This window comes from Flavobacterium hibisci, assembly GCF_020026925.1.
In the GTDB taxonomy this organism is placed as follows: Bacteria; Bacteroidota; Bacteroidia; order Flavobacteriales; family Flavobacteriaceae; genus Flavobacterium; species Flavobacterium hibisci.
Genome location: NZ_JAIQDW010000001.1, coordinates 496,982 through 515,947, shown reverse-complemented (window position 1 = coordinate 515,947; position 18,966 = coordinate 496,982). Strand labels below are relative to the sequence as shown.

At 32.0% G+C, this 18,966-nt stretch carries 18 protein-coding genes; 11 read left to right on the top strand and 7 right to left on the bottom strand.

Annotated elements, in window-relative coordinates; genetic code table 11:
- The first annotated feature begins 32 nt into the window (after positions 1–32).
- From K8B81_RS01915 to galA, 7 genes are all read left to right on the top strand, one after another.
- Complete coding sequence (locus tag K8B81_RS01915) at positions 33–686, top strand: hypothetical protein (protein WP_223678488.1); 654 nt, start codon at positions 33–35, stop codon at positions 684–686.
- Positions 683–979 carry a hypothetical protein gene (locus K8B81_RS01910; RefSeq protein ID WP_223678487.1) on the top strand — a complete coding sequence of 99 codons (297 nt, stop codon included), beginning with the start codon at positions 683–685 and terminating at the stop codon, positions 977–979. The genes K8B81_RS01915 and K8B81_RS01910 overlap by 4 nt, the downstream gene beginning before the upstream one ends.
- Positions 980–1,262: 283 nt before the next feature.
- On the top strand, positions 1,263–1,706 hold the full coding sequence (locus tag K8B81_RS01905) for an HET-C-related protein (RefSeq protein WP_317196946.1): 444 nt from the start codon (positions 1,263–1,265) through the stop codon (positions 1,704–1,706).
- Positions 1,703–2,476, top strand: coding sequence for a DUF7738 domain-containing protein (locus K8B81_RS01900; protein ID WP_223678486.1), 774 nt, complete (start codon positions 1,703–1,705; stop codon positions 2,474–2,476). The genes K8B81_RS01905 and K8B81_RS01900 overlap by 4 nt, the downstream gene beginning before the upstream one ends.
- A gap of 156 nt (positions 2,477–2,632) precedes the next feature.
- Positions 2,633–3,292 (top strand): hypothetical protein, encoded by a 660-nt coding sequence (locus K8B81_RS01895; protein WP_223678485.1) that lies wholly within the window; start codon positions 2,633–2,635, stop codon positions 3,290–3,292.
- 128 nt (positions 3,293–3,420) lie between these two features.
- Complete coding sequence (locus K8B81_RS01890) at positions 3,421–5,016, top strand: family 43 glycosylhydrolase (RefSeq protein WP_223678483.1); 1,596 nt, start codon at positions 3,421–3,423, stop codon at positions 5,014–5,016.
- Between the two features lie 494 nt (positions 5,017–5,510).
- Complete coding sequence (gene galA, locus K8B81_RS01885; protein ID WP_223678480.1) at positions 5,511–8,333, top strand: beta-galactosidase GalA; 2,823 nt, start codon at positions 5,511–5,513, stop codon at positions 8,331–8,333.
- Between the two features lie 59 nt (positions 8,334–8,392).
- Here galA and K8B81_RS01880 read toward each other — a convergent pair whose 3' ends face one another.
- Positions 8,393–9,373 (bottom strand): SMP-30/gluconolactonase/LRE family protein, encoded by a 981-nt coding sequence (locus tag K8B81_RS01880; RefSeq protein WP_223678478.1) that lies wholly within the window; start codon positions 9,371–9,373, stop codon positions 8,393–8,395.
- A gap of 100 nt (positions 9,374–9,473) precedes the next feature.
- On the bottom strand, positions 9,474–10,061 hold the full coding sequence (locus K8B81_RS01875) for a Crp/Fnr family transcriptional regulator (RefSeq protein WP_223678476.1): 588 nt from the start codon (positions 10,059–10,061) through the stop codon (positions 9,474–9,476).
- 136 nt (positions 10,062–10,197) lie between these two features.
- Between K8B81_RS01875 and K8B81_RS01870 the strand changes: the two genes are divergently transcribed.
- The 3 genes from K8B81_RS01870 (at position 10,198) to K8B81_RS01860 (ending at position 13,307) form a co-directional block, all read left to right on the top strand.
- On the top strand, positions 10,198–11,070 hold the full coding sequence (locus K8B81_RS01870; protein WP_223678474.1) for a helix-turn-helix domain-containing protein: 873 nt from the start codon (positions 10,198–10,200) through the stop codon (positions 11,068–11,070).
- Between the two features lie 224 nt (positions 11,071–11,294).
- Positions 11,295–11,699 carry a cupin domain-containing protein gene (locus K8B81_RS01865; protein WP_223678473.1) on the top strand — a complete coding sequence of 135 codons (405 nt, stop codon included), beginning with the start codon at positions 11,295–11,297 and terminating at the stop codon, positions 11,697–11,699.
- 366 nt (positions 11,700–12,065) lie between these two features.
- Positions 12,066–13,307 carry a helix-turn-helix domain-containing protein gene (locus K8B81_RS01860; protein ID WP_223678471.1) on the top strand — a complete coding sequence of 414 codons (1,242 nt, stop codon included), beginning with the start codon at positions 12,066–12,068 and terminating at the stop codon, positions 13,305–13,307.
- A gap of 76 nt (positions 13,308–13,383) precedes the next feature.
- Here K8B81_RS01860 and K8B81_RS01855 read toward each other — a convergent pair whose 3' ends face one another.
- The 5 genes from K8B81_RS01855 to K8B81_RS01835 all read right to left on the bottom strand — a co-directional run bounded on the left by K8B81_RS01855 (position 13,384) and on the right by K8B81_RS01835 (position 17,538).
- Positions 13,384–13,782 (bottom strand): MFS transporter, encoded by a 399-nt coding sequence (locus tag K8B81_RS01855; protein WP_223678468.1) that lies wholly within the window; start codon positions 13,780–13,782, stop codon positions 13,384–13,386.
- A 73-nt stretch (positions 13,783–13,855) separates the two neighbouring features.
- Complete coding sequence (locus K8B81_RS01850) at positions 13,856–15,226, bottom strand: GH1 family beta-glucosidase (RefSeq protein ID WP_223678466.1); 1,371 nt, start codon at positions 15,224–15,226, stop codon at positions 13,856–13,858.
- Positions 15,227–15,454: 228 nt separating this feature from the next.
- Positions 15,455–15,748, bottom strand: a complete 294-nt coding sequence (locus K8B81_RS01845; protein ID WP_223678464.1) for a DUF3861 domain-containing protein — start codon at positions 15,746–15,748, stop codon at positions 15,455–15,457.
- Between the two features lie 12 nt (positions 15,749–15,760).
- Positions 15,761–16,492 carry a LytR/AlgR family response regulator transcription factor gene (locus K8B81_RS01840; RefSeq protein WP_223678463.1) on the bottom strand — a complete coding sequence of 244 codons (732 nt, stop codon included), beginning with the start codon at positions 16,490–16,492 and terminating at the stop codon, positions 15,761–15,763.
- Entirely contained in the window at positions 16,489–17,538 is a 1,050-nt protein-coding gene (locus tag K8B81_RS01835; RefSeq protein WP_223678461.1) for a sensor histidine kinase, read from the bottom strand. The genes K8B81_RS01840 and K8B81_RS01835 overlap by 4 nt, the downstream gene beginning before the upstream one ends.
- Positions 17,539–17,803: 265 nt before the next feature.
- On the opposite strand from K8B81_RS01835, the gene K8B81_RS01830 reads away from it, so the two are divergent.
- Positions 17,804–18,964: an efflux RND transporter periplasmic adaptor subunit gene (locus tag K8B81_RS01830; RefSeq protein ID WP_223678459.1), complete on the top strand. Its 1,161-nt coding sequence runs from the start codon at positions 17,804–17,806 to the stop codon at positions 18,962–18,964.
- Positions 18,965–18,966: the final 2 nt, after the last annotated feature.

The window sequence follows — 18,966 nt, the reverse complement described above, 5'->3', positions numbered from 1 at the left end:
ACAAGACTAACAAGTGAAATACCTATGAAAAAATGAGAAAAATAATTAATATTCTTTGCATTACTTGTTTATTGCTATTCCATTGTAGTTCCAAAATAAAAAAAAATAATTCTAACTGTATAATTGCCTTTGTAAAAGATACATATATTGATGAGGGTAATTATTCATATAATAATCTTGGTGATAGCATTTATACTAAAGGAGAAGGAAAAATATCTGTGGAATTTATTGGTGTTTTTCCTCAAAAAAATGATACAGTTACTATATATAAATTAAATCAATATTCAAATGAAAAACCGGAAAAATTTTCTTTTTGGTCGAAAAAGAAAAACAATCAATCAATAACGTTTTTTTGTTCAATGGGTAATAATATAAAAGTTACTTTTAATAATAAAAATAGTATTATTGTGAACAATGATATTTATAAAGTAAACAAAGAATATTATATTTTTTTAAAACAGAAAATACTTGTTGAGAAATCAGTTTTAGATTTGACTTTTTTTCTAAAAGATGGGTATGGAGATTATGCGGAATCACTAGATCCGCTAAATAAGAATTGGAGGAATCAAAATGAAGATAAAAGATTTAAGATTATTAAAGCAAAAATAAAAAATAAAAATTATCAAACTGATGATCAATTTTTTAATTACAATTTCACTTATGAATATGATAAAAATGGATTTTGAAAAATATTTCAGGAGAAAACCTCTTCAGTAAAATACATGTTAAAGAAAATAATAAACATAATGTATATATTATAAATAGGTCAATAAATGAAAGAGCTACCGAAAATGAGTATTTATATAAGAACAAAAGAAACTTATTTGATTCAATTATTGGTATTAGGGAAATATTTTCTAACGGAACGAAACATCATTATAAAAAATATCAATCCAAATTAAAGATTTCTGAGATAAATAGAAAACCAGTAAATATTGAGGAAATACTTAAAGTTTTAATTATAGATAAAAACGAATGAAAATAGTTTTTGTAAAAACAATGAAACTAACAATTTATCTACTAATATTCATATTGTTTAATGTAGACTCTTGTTTGATTCTGTTAAATGTAATAATGAAAAGTATTATTTTGAATTTCCAGATATATTAAATAAAAATGAAATTAATTTTTTCAAAAATTCTATAAGTGCTGATTATTTAAATTATTTAGACATAGAAAAAAAGTATAAGACCAAATGATCTTATAAATATGGCCATTCTAATGCGTAAAAAAGAATGTAATGATAGCAATAATTACAGTGGATTATAGCATACAATTTACTTTTAGGTTCTGCAGATGATGATATAAAGGTAGAGCAAACAGAAAATAGCAATAAAAATTACGGAACTGACCAAACCCATACGCAAGTAGCCAAAGATACCCTTAACCATCCTCTTAACCCTTTGGCTTCTGAGCTAGCCAAAATAGCAGTTCAGGATGTTGCCCAAAAAATTCTAGAGATCTGGAAAACAAATAGCGACCCAACAGGAGAACAACTGGCTAAATATGTGATAAACAAATATACAATATACCCTGTTTACCAAGCTGCTGACTGGGCGAATCAAACAGTTAATAAATGGAGTAATGAAAATAAAGATATTATACCAAGACTTCAAAGTGCTACTCCCTATGAACATGCTGAAAAGGTAACCGAAAGAGCGATCAGTAATAAAAAAGTACAGGAAATTTTAAACTATTTTAAATGAAACAATTAGCAATCTTACTATTGAGTACTCTATTCATTCAATGTCAAACCACAAAAAAAGAACTTATGCCAGAAACCGATTTTTATATCAGCGAACATAGTATTACTTATAAAAACCAAAAGTTACCTTTTGGTAAACCCATAGCAGAATGGGTGAAAATTTTTGGTAAATATGATAGAATATTTCAAACAACTGTCTACATATGGGACGATTTAGGAATTTATGTTTCTGAATCGGATAAAAATAATAGTATTGATGAACTCCATATCTTTTTTATGAATCTTGATAGCCCTTTAGGACAATTGGGAAAGCTTGAAGAAGCAAAAGGTAGAGAAACATCAATTAGAAAAAGGAATGATTACAGTGAGTTGTATAATGATAAGGAAATTATTGAAAAAATAAATGAGGATCTAAACACAGGTTCAGGTGCTCCACAAAATTTCATTTATCCATTTAAAATTTACTCCAAATCTCTAAATATTGAAGGAGCAGAGGTAAAAGCAGGAATGAAGGTAACAGACATTAATAAAAAAAGATTGGCTGTAGATTTACCAGTCATTAAATATTATGATGCTGATATGAATTCGAAAAATGAAGATGGTTCTCTCACTACGTTATCCAATGGTTATTTTACGACCTTTAATGGTTTCGATAACGACGAAGAAAGATCAAAAGCCGATTTTTATAATATCATGTACCGGCAGACCGAAGGCGAAATAGAATACATCCGAATTGTACATGATAAAGGACAGGAATATTATAAATATTAATGTTAACTATTTTAATACAATACCAATTAAAGGCAGATATCCCTGTATAATAACTTATAATAAGTAGGCTTTAAAAATTATAATAGTTGGGATATGAAGTTAATACTAATAGAGCAAGCAAGAGTGACTAACAAAAAAACAATACGATAATAATTCATGAAAGAACAATTAATATATTTTACAAAAATAACATCAATAGCCGTTTTCAGTTTTATAAAAATTAATTTATTAGGCTCTTTTAATACTATAATTTGCAGTACAATTGGGGCTTTCTTATTATCCGCAAATGTTGGTCATGCGGCACATACTAATTCGGGGACATTAATATTATTAGTGTTTTTCACAAGTAAACCTATCGGAACAACATTGCTTCTGTTAATTTTTTCCGCACCAATTTTATATTTACTATTAGGAAATAAGTACATTGTAAGTAAAATAATACATCGATTGGTCAAAGATAAGTCTGAGAGTACAATTACTCCATTGTTAGATATTGCTTTAGCAAAGTTCAAAGAAAACCAACCTGAGGGTATTAAAAAAGGAGCTGATTTGGCATTGGCTAAAATTAAACTTTTAGATCAGGTAAAGTCTGAAAAAGATAATAAATGGTTAAAAAAAATAGTATCATTTGGATTAAAAAAAATAAAATTAGACGATGTCGATTTCAGTCAGGATAATATTGATTTTAAAGATGTTGTAAAAATGAAAACTATAGCTGCATTACAGAATAGTACAGAACCTAGCAGAAAAGGTATTTTTACAGTTTTAATTTTACAATGGATTTTTTTGTTGATGATATGGCTAATTAAACTTTGAATAAATTAGTATTCTAAATTTTGATTTCTGTAGGCAGGATAGTTTAATAACATGTTTTAATTACATTTAAAAAGTAAAAAATATTTTTTAAATGCCCATATTAAGACATTTTAATCTAAAATAAGAACATGAAAATTAAAAACAATCATGCTGATTTAATATTGGTATTTATTTTCTGCATCAGCATCATTAATACTGTTTGCGCTCAAAAAAACAATATCAAAAATGATATTTTCTGGAATACCAAAGACGGAAAACCATTAAACAGTCAGGGTGGAGGTATTTTTAAATTTTCAAAGCCGGTTGATGGAGTACAAAAATATTATTGGTATGGCGTAAATTATGAAGAAGCTGATATTTACAGAAATGCTCCCCACATTACTTTGCCAAATGCCACTTTTAAATCGGTTACCTGTTATAGTTCTACAGATTTAGTAAACTGGACGTTTGAGGGGGATGTTGTTACCAAAGATGATGTAAACAAGTCAGGCAAAACCTGGGTTGGGCGTTTAGGGGTAGCCTTTGTTAAGGAAATGAATAAATATGCCATGTTTGTTCAGCATGGCAATGAAGTGTTGATTATGCTTGCAGATTCTCCAACAGGAAGATTTGTCTGGCATCAGAAAATAAACATGGAAAAAATGATAGGAACCAGCAATACGGGCGATCAGACTGTATTTACTGATGAAGATACCGGAAAATCCTATTTAATTTATTCATACGGTAAAGGAAGAAATAAAATTTATGTTTCTGAAATTGGTATTAAAGAAGGTAAAGTAAACCTTTTAGACTGTACGCAAATTTTTAAGGGAGAAAGCCGTGAAGGAAACTGCATGTTCAAGTATCAAAATAAATACTATATGTATGCATCTAATATTTATGGCTGGGATGCTTCGTTTGCCTATTATTTAGTTGCCGATGATATCAGAGGACCGTATCTGCCTAAAGACGAAATGCTGGTGACCAATGGTGCCTCAGATGATTTTGCACATGTTTCGCAAACTGGTTTTTTCTTTTCTGTAAAAGGAAGCAAACAGGAAACTATACTATATTGTGGCGATCGATGGGCTAATTTTGCAGGAAATGGCTTAGGGTATAATCAATGGTGTCCGATGTCATTTGATGGACAAACACCTTATTTTAATTCGCTAAATTCATGGCATATCGATGCTAAAACAGGCGAATGGAAAGTAGCAAAAGATAATAATTACGTCAAAAACGGAAGTTTTGAGGCGGATCGCAGGCATATTCCAAGTCTTGTAAAACCTATTCAAACAGAATTAACCGGATGGACAAATGAGGTAATCGAAGGAAATAAAATTAGCCTGGATACGCTAACTTCTCCGGTAATCAATTACTTTAATACTGAAAACGACAGAAAGATAGTAATAGGCGAAAAAAGCTTAAATATTACCGATAAGGTTAATTTTAAACGAAAAACTTTTCAAACCATAACTTCTTCACCTTATGTGAAATTGGAAGATGGTTTATACACCCTTACAACCAAAGTCAAAAATACCAAAGGTTTTAAGAAATTAGAAATATATGCTTTAAGTAATGGTAAAAGACTTCAATACGATTTTAAAGAAGAGAATGCATCATGGAAAACAATTTTGATAAAAAACATTCCGGTTAAGGATGGTAAAGTTGAAATTGGTTTTCTGTCTGAAGGAGAAGTAAATGCTTCTTGTCAGGTTGATGATGTTACTTTGGTTCAAAATTAGGAAAAACAGTTTTTATAATTGAAAAACAGATGTCAGGCTGAGCGGAGTCGAAGCCCTTTCTGCGATAAAAGCCTTCGACTCCGCTCAGGGTGACAGTTATTAAATCAGATTTTAATCGGTTAAAAAATGCGCAATCTTCATTTCGACTTAAGGAGAAATCACACAAGTAATTCGACAACAGTGCGTGCTCTCCTTAAGTGATTTCTCCTTACGTCGAAATTGAATAAAAAATCTTTTGAAAACAATTACCTAGTCCCGATAGAATTGAAAATCCTTTTGTGTCGGTGTTCGTCGCAAAAGATTACTCCAGTATATGTCTATTTTAAATTTTGAGTTCAGTGAACTTCGTTTGCAACGGATAACGGGATTAGCTTCTTAAAAATTATCAGTTTACATTAAATTCATTACACTTTGATAAAATACTATTGATTCCCGTAATGCAAAAAGGTTATATTTATCACCTTGCTTAACTATCAAATAAACCGGAATTATTTATGAAATCTGTTTCTTCCAATCGATTTTACGTGTATTTTGTTTTTTTTATATCTATTTGTGTTTCAGCTCAAAGTAAGGCTCAAAGGGATTTAATTTTAATTGATAAAGACTGGCGTTTTTCATTTGGACATTTATACGATACACAAAAAGATTTTAACCATGCGACAGGATATTTTTCGTATTTAACCAAAACAGGATATGGAGACGGACCGGCTGCACCAAATTTTGATGACCGCTCGTGGCGAAAATTAGATCTTCCGCACGATTGGGCGGTGGAGCAGGACTTTAGTGAAAAAGGCAGTTTCAGCCACGGATTTAAAGCAGCAGGAAAAAATTTTCCTGAAAAAAGCATTGGTTGGTACCGAAAAAAAATCACTATCACGGAAAGTGATAATGGAAGAATTATTTCTCTAAAATTTGATGGCGTTTTTAGAAATTCGAAAGTGTTTTTCAACGGATATTATCTCGGAACCGAAGAAAGCGGCTATAACGGATTTGAATATGATGTTACCGCTTATGTGAATTATGGCGGCGAAAACACAATTGTGGTACGTGCAGATGCTTCTATGGAAGAAGGCTGGTTTTATGAAGGAGCCGGAATTTACAGACATGTTTATTTGCAGAAAACAAATCCGATTCATATTGTAAAAAATGGAACTTATGTCACTTCTGAAATAAAAGAAAATAATGCTGAAGTTATTGCTGAAATTTCTCTTGAAAATAAAGGAAATTATAAGGGTCAAATTGAAGTTGTTCAACAAATTTTTGATGCATCCGGAAAGCAAATTGCAACGGTTTCTCAAAATGTGGCTGCTCCGGACTTTTATAAAACCTTAAGTTATAGTTCAAAATTGCAAGTCAATAATCCATTATTGTGGGATATTGAAAACCCGAATTTATATCGCTTGATTACTGAAATCAAACAGGACGGAAAGATAATTGACCGTTATGAAACTCCTTTCGGAATCAGGACTATAAAATTTGATGCAGAGCAAGGCTTTTTCCTTAACGGAAAGCACGTTAAACTAAAAGGAACCAATAATCATCAGGATCATGCGGGAATTGGAACAGCTTTGCCGGATGATCTTCAATATTACCGAATCAAAAAGCTGAAAGAGATGGGGGCAAATGCTTACCGCTGCTCGCATCATCCGCCAACTCCTGAACTGCTTGACGTCTGTGATAAACTCGGAATGCTGGTTATTGACGAAACCCGTCTCATGGGAATTAACGATTATCACCTAAATGATTTAAAGCAAATGATAGAGCGCGACCGCAATCATCCGAGTATATTTTGCTGGTCGGTAGGAAATGAAGAATGGAATATTGAAGGCGGAATCGTGGGTGAAAGAATTACGAATATCATGCAGGGATTTACAAAAAGTATTGATCCTACAAGACCGGTGACAGTGGGGATAAGCAGTGGTTTTAAAAGTGGAATTTCTTCTGTAGTCGAAATTATGGGCTATAATTATATGGGTAACGGAGATATTGATGCACATCGAAATCAATTTAAACAACAGCCGGGAATGGGGACAGAAGAAGGTTCTACGTTTGCCACGCGCGGTATTTATTTTGATGATGAAACCAAACATTATAAAAGCGCTTACGACAAAAAACCACGTCCGACATTTTACAGTATTGAAGAAGGATGGAAGTTTTATGCTGAAAGACCGTATTTAGCTGGGATGTTTATCTGGACAGGTTTTGATTATCGTGGCGAACCTACACCTTATGGCTGGCCGTCTGTTACCTCTTATTTTGGAATGATGGATGTTTGCGGTTTTCCGAAAGACAATGTATTTTATCTCAAATCATGGTGGGGAAAAGAACCGGTTTTGCATATTATGCCACACTGGAACTGGAGTGGAATGGAAGGCAAAGAAATAGATGTCTGGGTACATTCGAATTGTGAGGAAGTAGAACTTTTTCTGAACAAAAAAAGCCTTGGTAAAAAGAATATGGAGCAAAACAGCCATTTAGAATGGAAAGTAAAATATACTACAGGCACTCTTGAAGCAATTGGTTATAAAAATGGCAAAAAAGTACTTTCTGAAGTTCAAAAAACTACAGAACTCGCTCAAAATATAAAACTTACTGCTGATAAAGAGAATCAGCCTAATGGAAATGTTGTAGTAGTAACTGTTGAAACTACAGATAAAAAAGGATTGCATGTACCAACTGCAAATCATGAAATTACATTTTCAGTAAAAGGAGGAAAGATTTTAGGGGTTGGAAACGGCAATCCGACTTCTCTAGAAAAAGATCAATTTATTGACGCAGTTGAACTTGTTCCGATTACGAATTTTGAAGAAAAGAAATTAGCATCAGCAAATGCTTCAAACTTAATATCGTCTGATGATAACAGCTGGAAAGAAGCTTTCAAAGACCGTGATTATAAAAATCAGGCTCCGGCGTATGTGTATCGTGGTAAATTTGAATTAAACAACAATTCAGGCACAAATTCAGTTAATTTCTTTTACAAAAAAATAGGTACTGATGCAGTTGTCTTTGTAAACGGAAATAAAATTGTTCCAAGTTCAGAAGATGTTCAGAAGTATATTTTGAATGCTAATGTTTTAAAACAAGGCACAAATACCATTCAGATTATTGCGCCGCCTTTGCAGAAAGTAAAAGAATGGGATGTAATGAATACCGATCCTGGAGTTATTCAGGTAATTACTCCGGCAGAAGCATGGAAAAGAAAGCTTTTCAACGGATACGCTCAGATTATAATCCAAAAAGACGAAAATGCTGCTGAAATAGTTTTATCGGCTACTGCCAATGGTTTAAATACAGGAACTTTAGTCTTAAAAGAGTAGTTTCAGGTTTCACGTTAGTATACGCAAACGTTGAAACCTGAAACCAAAAACCAACAAACTTAATTTATCCTTTGGATAGCATAAGTTGACTGGCTTTTGTCTCCTGACAAAAAATTGCCTAGTTTAGAGCTAATAACATACACATTACCGTCTGTAGCCAAAGCAGCAGTGGTTGGAAATTCATCTTTTCCGATGTTTGTTTCATTTATCTTCGCTGCACTGGACCAATTGTCTGTACTTTTAAACGTGTGAGTTTTGCCTAAGCCTAAACCATTTTCGACAATAACTAAATTATTGTTTTTGTCTAGTTCTATTCCGTCGGGAGCGCTAAATGCTGTTCCTGTTACTTCTGTAATTTTTTCAGGATCAGAAAGTGCTATTTTAAGCAATTTAGAAGTATCGGTTTTTACTGCCAGTAAATAGCCGTCGGGATGAAAAACAATTCCATTTAAACCGAATTCATTTGGTTTTGGCTGAAATAAAGTATTTTTACTAAATACAGAGGCATTGTAATTAGTGTCAATCTTATAAATAATCGGGGAAAAGGAATCGGTAATGTAAATGTTTCCGTTGTTATCAACCGCAACATCATTCGGACAAGAACCTGCATTTGGAGTGAAATTCTTTAGATCAACTTCATTGATTAATTCACCCGAAGTAAGATTAAAAATACTAACTGTAGCAACTGATCCGGCACTTACTTCCGTACTTTTTTGTGAAATTCCTAAATCAGCATTAGATACTATTAATCGGTTACGAACTTCATCAGTGTAAACTCCTGTGGGCAAAACCAGTTTACTGCTGGTAGCAAAAACAGATACTTCACCTTTGAGATTCATTGTATAAATAGCTCCTTTTTGTAGGGAGCTAAATAAAAATCGTTGGTTTTTGGAATCGTAATCAATTCCTTCAGGATACAGCCCCGGATCTGTAATAGTGTATTTACTTTTTAGGGAAACAGAAGTTTCTCCTGATTTTTTTTCGCTGTCGCAAGCCATAAAAAAAAGCGAAAATGCTGTAATCAAAATGGTAGTTTTCATTTTTATTAATTTAAATTATTTGTCGGTATTGACTATGCAAAACTGGGACAGAATAGGAAAAATAAAAATGAACTGGTTTAGGAAATAAGGTTGAACCAGTTTAACCTTTCGAGGTTTTGCCGTTGCGGATTTTGCTTAAGTATTCGGTACTGAAACCAAGATAAGATGCCAATGCATATTGAGGAACACGCTTGGCAATCGCAACATATTTACTCATAAACTCATCATAGCGTTCTTCGGCAGTTTTTGTTAAATTCGATAAAAGTCTTTTTTGATGAAAAGCTAATGAGCGCTGTGTAATAATGCGTTCGAATTTTTCGAGTTTCGGAATCTCTTTCAAAAATTTTTGCTCGTCTTCATATTCAATCTGAATGAGAACTGAATCTTCAAGAGCTTCAACAAATAATGTGGCAGGTTCCTGATAGATCAGACTGCTGTAATCAGAAATCCACCAGTCTTCGATTGCAAATGAAAGGGTATGCTCCTTGCCGTCATTATCTACTAAATAACCTCTAAAAGCTCCTTTAACCACATAACTCTTATGTCTGCAAACAAAACCAGGCTGTACAATAAATTGTCTTTTTTTGACTTTGTTTATCTTCATAAAAGAACTTAGATAATTTTTTTCATCATCAGTCAAATCAACATATCTTGAGATATAATCTATAACGGGCAGTAAATCCTTCATAGAACAAAGATAAAGTGTAATTTTTTAATTCCAGTAAAAAACAAATTCCAATTTAGTAAAAAGAAAATTGAATTAATATTGATTTTTTGAAATTGACTTTTGTGAAATTTTTATTTGATTTTCATAACTTTGAAAAATGAAAGATCAAATAGAATCTCAGACAGCAGAATTGAGTATAAATGATTTAAAACTCAAAGGTTTTAAAGTATATGAAATAAATGGGGATGTAAGTAAAATTCCGAGCTACAATCGACGCGACTATTACAAAATCTGCATTAATACCAGTAAAAGCCTTATTCATTATGCAGACAGGGGAATAGAAACAGACGGAACTATTTTGTTTTTTGGTAATCCTGTTATTCCCTATTCGTGGGAAATTTTTTCTCCTGATTATCATGGATATGCCTGCGTTTTTACAGAAGAATTTTTAAAGGCAAAAGACCGTTCTGAAAGCCTTCACGAGTCTCCTTTGTTTAAAATAGGAGGTAGCCCAATCTTTTCATTATCTGCAAAGCAAAAAGTATTTATAGATTCGCTTTTTGTAAAAATGATTGAAGAACAGGAAACTGATTATGTATTTAAAGATGATTTGATTCGCAATTATATCAATCTCATATTGCATGAATCAATGAAAATGCAGCCTTCGGAGAATTTTTTCAAATATAAAAATGCTTCTTCGAGAATAACATCATTGTTTTTAGAACTCTTAGAAAGACAGTTTCCGGTTGAAACAAAAGATCAGCCGCTTTCCTTAAAAACACCGCAGGATTATGCTCAAAGCCTTTCAATACATGTAAATCACTTAAATCGTTCGGTAAAAGAAATTACCGGAAAATCGACAACAGCCCATATTACAGAAAGAATTATCGGAGAAGCAAAAGCTTTACTGCAGCATACAGACTGGAGTATTGCAGATATTGGCTATTCACTTGGATTTGAATACCCAAGCTATTTTAATAATTATTTTAAAAGGCTGACAGGCAAGATTCCAAAATCTTTAAGAGTATAAAATGTTTCAAATTCATAATTTTTTGTTTGAATATTGTTATTTTCAAAAAGCATATTAATCTAATTTTGTTTTGAAATTAAAGTAGTAATCACATATCAGTTATAACAGATCTAAAACCATACTTCATAAAGCAATTTCTGGCTTTCTTAAACTTAGTTTCTGATCTGATACCGTTGGTCTAATGTAGTTTCAAATAAAGTTAATCCCGAAAATAACTAAATTTTATGTCAACAAATTATTCAGCCGTTATCGAAGAAGGAAAAGTCCCTAGTGCATATATGACGGGCGAGGTTTTCTATAAGAAACAAAGCAGTGATATTCATCCTGAAAATACTGTTATTAAAGAAGTTACTTTTGAACCTTGTGCAAGAAGCAACTGGCACAGTAATGCAAGCTTGCATATGATTATCGTCAAAGACGGAGTTGGCTATTATCAGGAAAGAGGAAATGCAGTTCGCATGCTTGTTAAAGATGAAGTAGTTACAATTCTGCCTGGAGTTGAACATTGGTACGGAGCGACTCCATTTGAAAAGTTCTCTTATGTTGCCATTATAACAGAAATCGATAAAGGACACGGAACCTGGTTAGAAAAAGTAACAGATGGAGAATATTATCTTTTGGGTCACTAACTTTTATAAGGGATACTACTAAATTTGCATACGGCTGAAACTTAAAATCTGAACAATAAAATACTAATATGTATCTTCTGAGGAGTTAAGAGAAAGGAGATGAAAATCATTAAAAGCTGCATTCATTATTTTGTGAATGCAGCTTTTTTCTTTTCTAAATTATTCAATTAAACATAATGAAATAATTTAAGTCTTCTTAATTTGATGTAAAACAAGAAATAGCAATATGATGATAAAAATAAGTAAGAATTTTAATATTTATTTTGTTATTAAAACAAAAATATTATCTTTGATATGTTGTTAAGTTGTTGTTTTTTAGTAATTTATGAATGTATTGGTTGTTGAAACTATTTTATTCATTTTAGATTGATTATTTTAATTTGTCTTAATAAAGCAAGAAATGTTAAAAATAAATTAGTTATGATAGATATACTACTTTCACTTTTCTTTTTCGTAGCTATTATCTTTGGTTTTGCAACTTCGCTATTAATTCTTTTTTCAAAAAAAAAATATTGTAAAAGCTTTTTTTTGGGATTATTTTTATTAAGTCTGACTGTTGCAAGTATATATAATTTTTATTTATCAGTACATTCTTTTAAAAATTTACCAAGTTTATTTACTATTACAAAGTCTTTTATTTTTCTTGTAGCACCTTCTTCTTTTCTATATATAAGAAGTATTTTATTTACAGATACATTATTTAAAAAACATGACTGGTTACATTTTATACCATTTTTGCTTTATTTCAGTTTAACCATTTTTATATGGATTAGAAATTACTTTAATTTGGAAATAATCAGTTTCCTATATAGTAAAATAGAAAGTCCATTTTCAATAATTAGCTTGACAATTTGGTTGTTGTATGCTTTTTGCCAAACTATGATGATCTTAAATTATGATTTTAAAAAAAATGAAGGGAATCAGTTTTTAAAAACTAATTTAGGATGGATAAGAATCTACAATTTGTTGATATTATTTTTATTTTCAACGCTTTTTGTACATTACTTTTTAGTTAATAATATCGGAATGGCAGATTTTTCATGTTGTATTTTGATGTCTTCTGTTCTTATTTTTACTGTAGGCTGTCTTTATTTTAAACCACAAATGTTTTATGATTCGGATATGTCATTTGAAAAAAATAATGTAGTAAATGATGATTGTCAACTTATAAAAACTGTCGAAAATAAAGATAATCTGCCGTTGGTAAAAGAACTGGCTCACGAAAAAAAAGAAGAATATCTGATAAAACTCAACAATGTGTTGTCAGGAAAAAAGCTTTTTTTAAAAAAAGATTTTGTAATTCGTGATTTGTCTGACGAAACCGGCATATCGGTACATCATCTTTCTAGTTTGATTAATTCAGAATTTCATGTTCATTTCCAGGATTTTGTAAATCTTAAAAGGATTGAATATTTTAATGAAAAAATTAATGATCCCGAATGGAAAGATCTATCTCTGGAGGGTATGGCTTGGGGGTCAGGTTTTAAGTCAAGAACTACTTGCTTCAGGGCTTTCATTAAGCACACCGGAAAATCGCCATCTGAATATTTTAAAAATATTAAACAAAAAAAGGAAGATAAAGCAGATTTTATTATTCAAAATAATTAAAAAAAATGGATTTTAAATCAAAAATGAAAGCGAAGATATTATTGTTTGATTAATAAAAATTGTTGTTTTGTGCTAATTATGCCTGATCCTTAGATTCATTTGTATCAGTTTCTATTTTTTTAATTTCAACTTTTTCTTTTTTAATGGTTTGTCTCAGCAGTGCAAAAAAACTCATATATAGGTTCGCTACAAAGACAAGTGAGAATCCCGCAATGATATAGCCCCTCCAGTCTGGTAATAAAAGCCTGAAGTTGCAAAGAGCTATAAAAAATAATGTAATATAGTGGCTAAAACAATACTCGCAGGTGAAGAGATAAAAAAACTTTCTTTTAAAAAGTTTTTTATCGCTTTGAGAACGATTCACACACCACTCTCTGGGTTCGCGAAATACTTCTTCGTGAGTAACTGTCCAACTAACACATGCAATAGGAATAGCCAATATCAAAAGCCAGAAGATTTGTGATGATGTATCCATTCATTCTTAGTTTAAGTAAAAATAAATTTAAGAATGAATCAGATTTACTGTATTATATAATTTACTGGCTTGGTTATATAATTTCTGTACCATTTTCTAAAAAGTCACGAAACCAAATTCCAGATTGTTTAATAGTTCTCTTTTGAGTTTCAAAATCAACGTAGATTAATCCAAACCTTGCATTATAACCTTCAGCCCATTCAAAATTATCAGTAAGACTCCACACAAAATATCCGTCAACTTTACAGCCTTCTTTCTTTGCTTTAAGTAATTGCTCTAAATGATCTTGTATATAATGTGTTCGTTTAATATCATATACTTTTCCATTTACCACTGTATCAGGGAATGCGGCTCCATTTTCTGTAATTATAATTTTTTTTATCCCATCATATGAATTAAATTTTTGCAGGATATGATAGAGTGCTGCCGGGTAAATTTCCCAGCCCATTTCGGTCGATATTACATTTCTTTTCTCAGCGCTTACTAATTCGGCTCCAATGTATGGTGTCAGTAATGATGCTTTTACAATTTCACGTGTATAACATTGAATACCAATAAAATCAAAGTCAAAAGCTAAATGATCGAGATCATCACCCTGAATATAATTATTAATTTTTTTAAGAACCGGAAGATCATCCTGTGGATATCCAAGTCCTAAAATTGGCTCTATGAAAGTTCTGTTTAATAATGTGTCAACTCGCTTTGCAGCCTGAATATCTGCAGATTTATCTGAAAATGGTTCAATATGTGTACACGAAAACGTAGTACCAATATTAGCATCAGGAATGTATTGCCTTAGTTTTTTTGCACCGGCAACGGTTGCTAATGTTACATGATGTATAGCTTTCAAATAATTGGTTATACCTTTTTTTCCCGGAGCATGGATACCAAGAAAATACCCTGCACCAGTAAAAACAGAAGGTTCATTGATGACCATCCAGTTTTTTACCCTGTCTCCAAAATGCTTCGCACATACTTCGGCATAATCTGAAAACCATAACGCACATTCTCTGTTAGTCCATCCGCCTTTTACTTCAAGTGCATGTGGTAAATCCCAGTGATACAGGGTTACCCAGGGTTCGATTCCGCATTCAAGTAAAAAATCAATTACTTTATTGTAATAATCTATTCCTGATTGATTTACCGGATGAAGACCAGTAGGCATGATTCTCGACCAACTAAGAGAAAATCTGAAGTTAGGGATATTTAATTCTCTGATTAAATGAATATCATCTTTATAACAATTATAAAAATCACATGCATTAATGGCATGATGCCCGTTTTTGATTTTACCTTTTTGGCTGGTAAAAACATCCCAGATTGATGGACCTTTTCCATCTTTATCATGAGCACCTTCTATTTGAAAAGCGGCAGTAGAAACACCCCACAAAAAATCATGACCAAATTGGTCTTTATTTAAAAATGACTTCTCTAATTTATTCATTCAAATGTATTTTCTTTTATTTTGAAAATTAATGAATAAATGATGAATGCATAGCTCTTAGAAAAAGCCATTCTTTAATGGAAACCAAAAATTTTAAGCTAAAGAATTTCATACTATTTGTTTTATTCAAAATAAAAAAACAAATATAAATAGATCATAACTTAAATGTTATCAAATAGTTAATTAGCTTGAGATGTGTGAAATTATTTCAGCAGCTAATTTTATTTCTTATAAGCTTTTTAGTTTTTTCATGAAAACAGGAAATACTTCATTCATTTCATCAAAAAGAGGATTATTTCTGTGTTTTAGTTTTATCTCCCCAAATAGTTTTAAACCCAATGCAAATTGTGTTGCTTCAGACTCGCTTTCAAATAAATTTTTAGCATTCATTTTTTCAATAATGCTAAATATTTCGTCGTGGTTTTCAAATTCAATTCCAAGTTCTTTTGCGGGCGCTGTTTCGCCATTCGCATATTCTTTTAAGCTTAATGTGAGATAATATTTATTTGATCTTTTTTTCATTATTATTTTGTTTTATTTTAACCATCTGTCTACAATGGTTTTAAACGCTTCTTTGTATTGTTCTCCAACAGTAATTTCAGTTTTTCCAATAAAAATCGAATTTTTACTTATGCTGTTTATTTTGTCAAGTGAAACAATAAACGAACGATGGATTCTCATAAACTTTGCAGAGGGTAGCTTTTCTTCCAAAGCTTTTAAAGAGATAAGAGATAGTACGGTTTTATCAGAATCAAGAAGATGAACTTTTACATAGTCTTTTAAACTTTCAATATACAACACATCTTTTAAAGAAATCCTTACCCATTGATATTCAACTTTTAAAAAGAAAAAATCATCGTCAGTTGCAATGTGCTGGTAGTGATTTGAAGATTCCTCAGTTATTTGCAGGACTTTGTTGGAAGCACGTAAAAACTCTTCGTAACTAAAAGGTTTTAAAAGATAATCGACTGCATTTACTTTATAGCCTTCAATTGCATAATGATTATAGGCAGTTGTGAAAATTATTTTCGGAATCGGTGGCGACTGTTCCTGTAAAAGTCTTGCCAGTTCCATTCCGCTTAGGTTAGGCATGTTTATATCCAAAAAAACAATATCCGGTTGTTTTTCGCGAATTAAACTTAAGGCTTCAACAGCATTGTCACAGCTGCAGCTTAATTGTAAAAAAGGGGTTTGCTCAATAAAAGTTTCGACCAGTTTTAAGGCCAATGGTTCATCATCTACCGCTATGCAATTTAGTACTGTCATTGTTCTAAAGTTATCTGTAGTTCAACTTCATATTTCCCGTCTTTATTGACACCGCAATTTATAGCGTGTTTATGTGGATAAATAAGTTGTAGCCTTCGTTTTGTATTCGTTAAACCAATTCCGCCAGGTTCAGTATTAAATGTTTTTTCGAAAAAAGTATTAAGTACTTCAAATGTCAGATTGGTGCCATTTTGTTTTAATGTTATGATAATTTCGCTTTTTTCAGTTGCATGTATCCCATGTTTAAAAGCATTTTCTACTAAAGGTAATAATAACATTGGTACGATGGGGTAGTCGTTTAGTTTTTCTGGTATTTCTGTAATAATATTTAATTTTTTATTGGCGCGAAGTTTCATTAAGGCGATAAAATCCTTAAGGAATTCCACTTCTTTAAGCAATGTAGTTCTTTCACCTTCGGTGCTGTAAAGCAAATAGCGCATCATTCGGCTCAAGGTGTGCAATGCATTTCTTGAATCATCAATATTTGAATAAGTGAGTGAATAAATACTGTTTAAGGAATTAAAGAAAAAATGCGGATTTATTTGTGCCTTCAGCATTGCAAGTTCTGCCATAGTTTTATCCTGTTCCAACTTTTGTTTATGCTGAGCCGCTTTTTGCCAGTATTGCAGCATTGCCCAACTGGTACTAATTCCCAATACAAGCAGGGTAAGCATAAAAACGTAGTTATCAAAATAAGGATTTCTGTATTTTGTAAAACCTAAAACCCGGCTCACTTTTGTATGCACATCTGTTTGAGAAGAATACAAATAAGCGATAAGCTGCATAACGAAAATTGTCAGGAAGGTCCAGGCCAAATAGGGAGATGTATTATTTTTGATAATGGTTTTCGGAACTACGATTTTCGCATTAGAATAAAATAAAAAAATCAACAGAATCAGGATAATAATCTGCCAGAGCCAAAATTCGGGCGGAAGAATAACTTTCCATGTAAGCGGAATGTAAAATAGCATAATAAACCCCAAAAGTAACCAGCCGAGGACGTGCAATCCAGCAAATAAATAGGGTCTGAAAAAATTTGGTGCCATTGAAATTATGATTTATTATGGCAATATTACATTTAATATACATACTATTTTTAAGGAATCGCTCAACACAGTGTTACAATCCTTAAAAAGCATTTTAGAGCCGATGAGAAAAAATTAAACACTTGTTTAATTCTTTGAAAACATCCATCGGGTGTAAGCTTATCTCTATCGATTGTACACAGGTCTTCGTCTATTGAAAAATTTTCGTACCTTTTATTTTATTTAATTTTACCAGTCTATAATCGATAATTTCACATTTATTACAATGAACAAGCAATCATTTTTAAGCATTCTCATAGCATCAGTAGTTATCGCATCATGCGGTAAAAAAGATGATAAGTCAGCTCAGGGAGGAGGAGCACCGCAAGTTAAAGAATATAAAACGATGACTTTACAGCCAGAATCAGCAACATTATATACAGATTTCCCGGCCAGTATTCAGGGACAACAAAATATTGAAATCCGGCCAAGAGTTGAAGGTTACATCGATAAAATATTTGTAGATGAAGGTGCTGTTGTTAAAGCAGGCCAGGCTTTATTTAAAATTAGTGCACCGGAATATGAACAGCAGGTCCGTACGGCTTCTGCAAGTGTAAAAAGTGCCCAGGCAGAAGTAAGTACAGCAAAATTGGCCGTAAATAAGGTAAAGCCTTTAGTTGAAAAAGGAATTATCAGTAAATATGAACTTGAATCTGCACAATATAACTATGAGTCTGCAATGGCCAGTTTAGCTCAGGCAAATGCAGCTTTGGTTAATGCCAAAGTTAATTTAGGATATACAACCGTTACAAGTCCGGTGAGTGGTGTTGTAGGTTCAATACCTTTTCGTTTAGGAAGCCTCGTAAGTTCAGCAACAGCGGAGCCAATGACAACGGTTTCAAGCATAGGGAATGTATATGCTTATTTTGCTTTGAATGAAAAAATTCTTTTGAACTTTACCCAAGAGGATTCAGGAGCTCCATTAGCACAAAAAATCAAAAAAATGCCTGAAGTTTCTTTAGTGCTTTCTGATGGCACTACTTATGACGAAAAAGGAAGGATTGAAACCGTAAACGGATTAATTAATACCGAAACAGGTACAGTAAATATAAGAGCACGTTTTCCAAATCCAAAAGGGATTATCAGAAGCGGAAGCAGTACGACAGTGCGAATTCCAAATGTTATTAAAGAAGGAATAATTGTTCCTCAGAGTGCTACATTCGAACTTCAGGATAAGATTTTTGCTGTTACTGTGGGAAAAGACAGAAAAACGAAAAACGTGAATATTACCAAACTTGAAAATACAGCCGGTAATTATTATGTAATAACAAGCGGTTTAAAACCTGGCGATCAGATTGTGCTAGAAGGAGTTGCCTCACTTAAAGAAGGAACTGAGATTAAAGCAAATAATGTGAGTGCAGAAACGGTTTATGCCGACTTAAAATAAAA

Bases quoted from the DNA above. Each gene is read 5' to 3' on its own strand.
- K8B81_RS01915 (WP_223678488.1), top strand. From the start codon at position 33: ATGAGAAAAATAATTAATATTCTTTGCATTACTTGTTTATTGCTATTC.
- K8B81_RS01900 (WP_223678486.1), top strand. From the start codon at position 1,703: ATGAAACAATTAGCAATCTTACTATTGAGTACTCTATTCATTCAATGT.
- K8B81_RS01895 (WP_223678485.1), top strand. From the start codon at position 2,633: ATGAAAGAACAATTAATATATTTTACAAAAATAACATCAATAGCCGTT.
- K8B81_RS01890 (WP_223678483.1), top strand. From the start codon at position 3,421: ATGAAAATTAAAAACAATCATGCTGATTTAATATTGGTATTTATTTTC.
- galA (WP_223678480.1), top strand. From the start codon at position 5,511: ATGAAATCTGTTTCTTCCAATCGATTTTACGTGTATTTTGTTTTTTTT.
- K8B81_RS01880 (WP_223678478.1), bottom strand. From the start codon at position 9,373: ATGAAAACTACCATTTTGATTACAGCATTTTCGCTTTTTTTTATGGCT.
- K8B81_RS01875 (WP_223678476.1), bottom strand. From the start codon at position 10,061: ATGAAGGATTTACTGCCCGTTATAGATTATATCTCAAGATATGTTGAT.
- K8B81_RS01870 (WP_223678474.1), top strand. From the start codon at position 10,198: ATGAAAGATCAAATAGAATCTCAGACAGCAGAATTGAGTATAAATGAT.
- K8B81_RS01865 (WP_223678473.1), top strand. From the start codon at position 11,295: ATGTCAACAAATTATTCAGCCGTTATCGAAGAAGGAAAAGTCCCTAGT.
- K8B81_RS01855 (WP_223678468.1), bottom strand. From the start codon at position 13,782: ATGGATACATCATCACAAATCTTCTGGCTTTTGATATTGGCTATTCCT.
- K8B81_RS01850 (WP_223678466.1), bottom strand. From the start codon at position 15,226: ATGAATAAATTAGAGAAGTCATTTTTAAATAAAGACCAATTTGGTCAT.
- K8B81_RS01845 (WP_223678464.1), bottom strand. From the start codon at position 15,748: ATGAAAAAAAGATCAAATAAATATTATCTCACATTAAGCTTAAAAGAA.
- K8B81_RS01840 (WP_223678463.1), bottom strand. From the start codon at position 16,492: ATGACAGTACTAAATTGCATAGCGGTAGATGATGAACCATTGGCCTTA.
- K8B81_RS01835 (WP_223678461.1), bottom strand. From the start codon at position 17,538: ATGGCACCAAATTTTTTCAGACCCTATTTATTTGCTGGATTGCACGTC.
- K8B81_RS01830 (WP_223678459.1), top strand. From the start codon at position 17,804: ATGAACAAGCAATCATTTTTAAGCATTCTCATAGCATCAGTAGTTATC.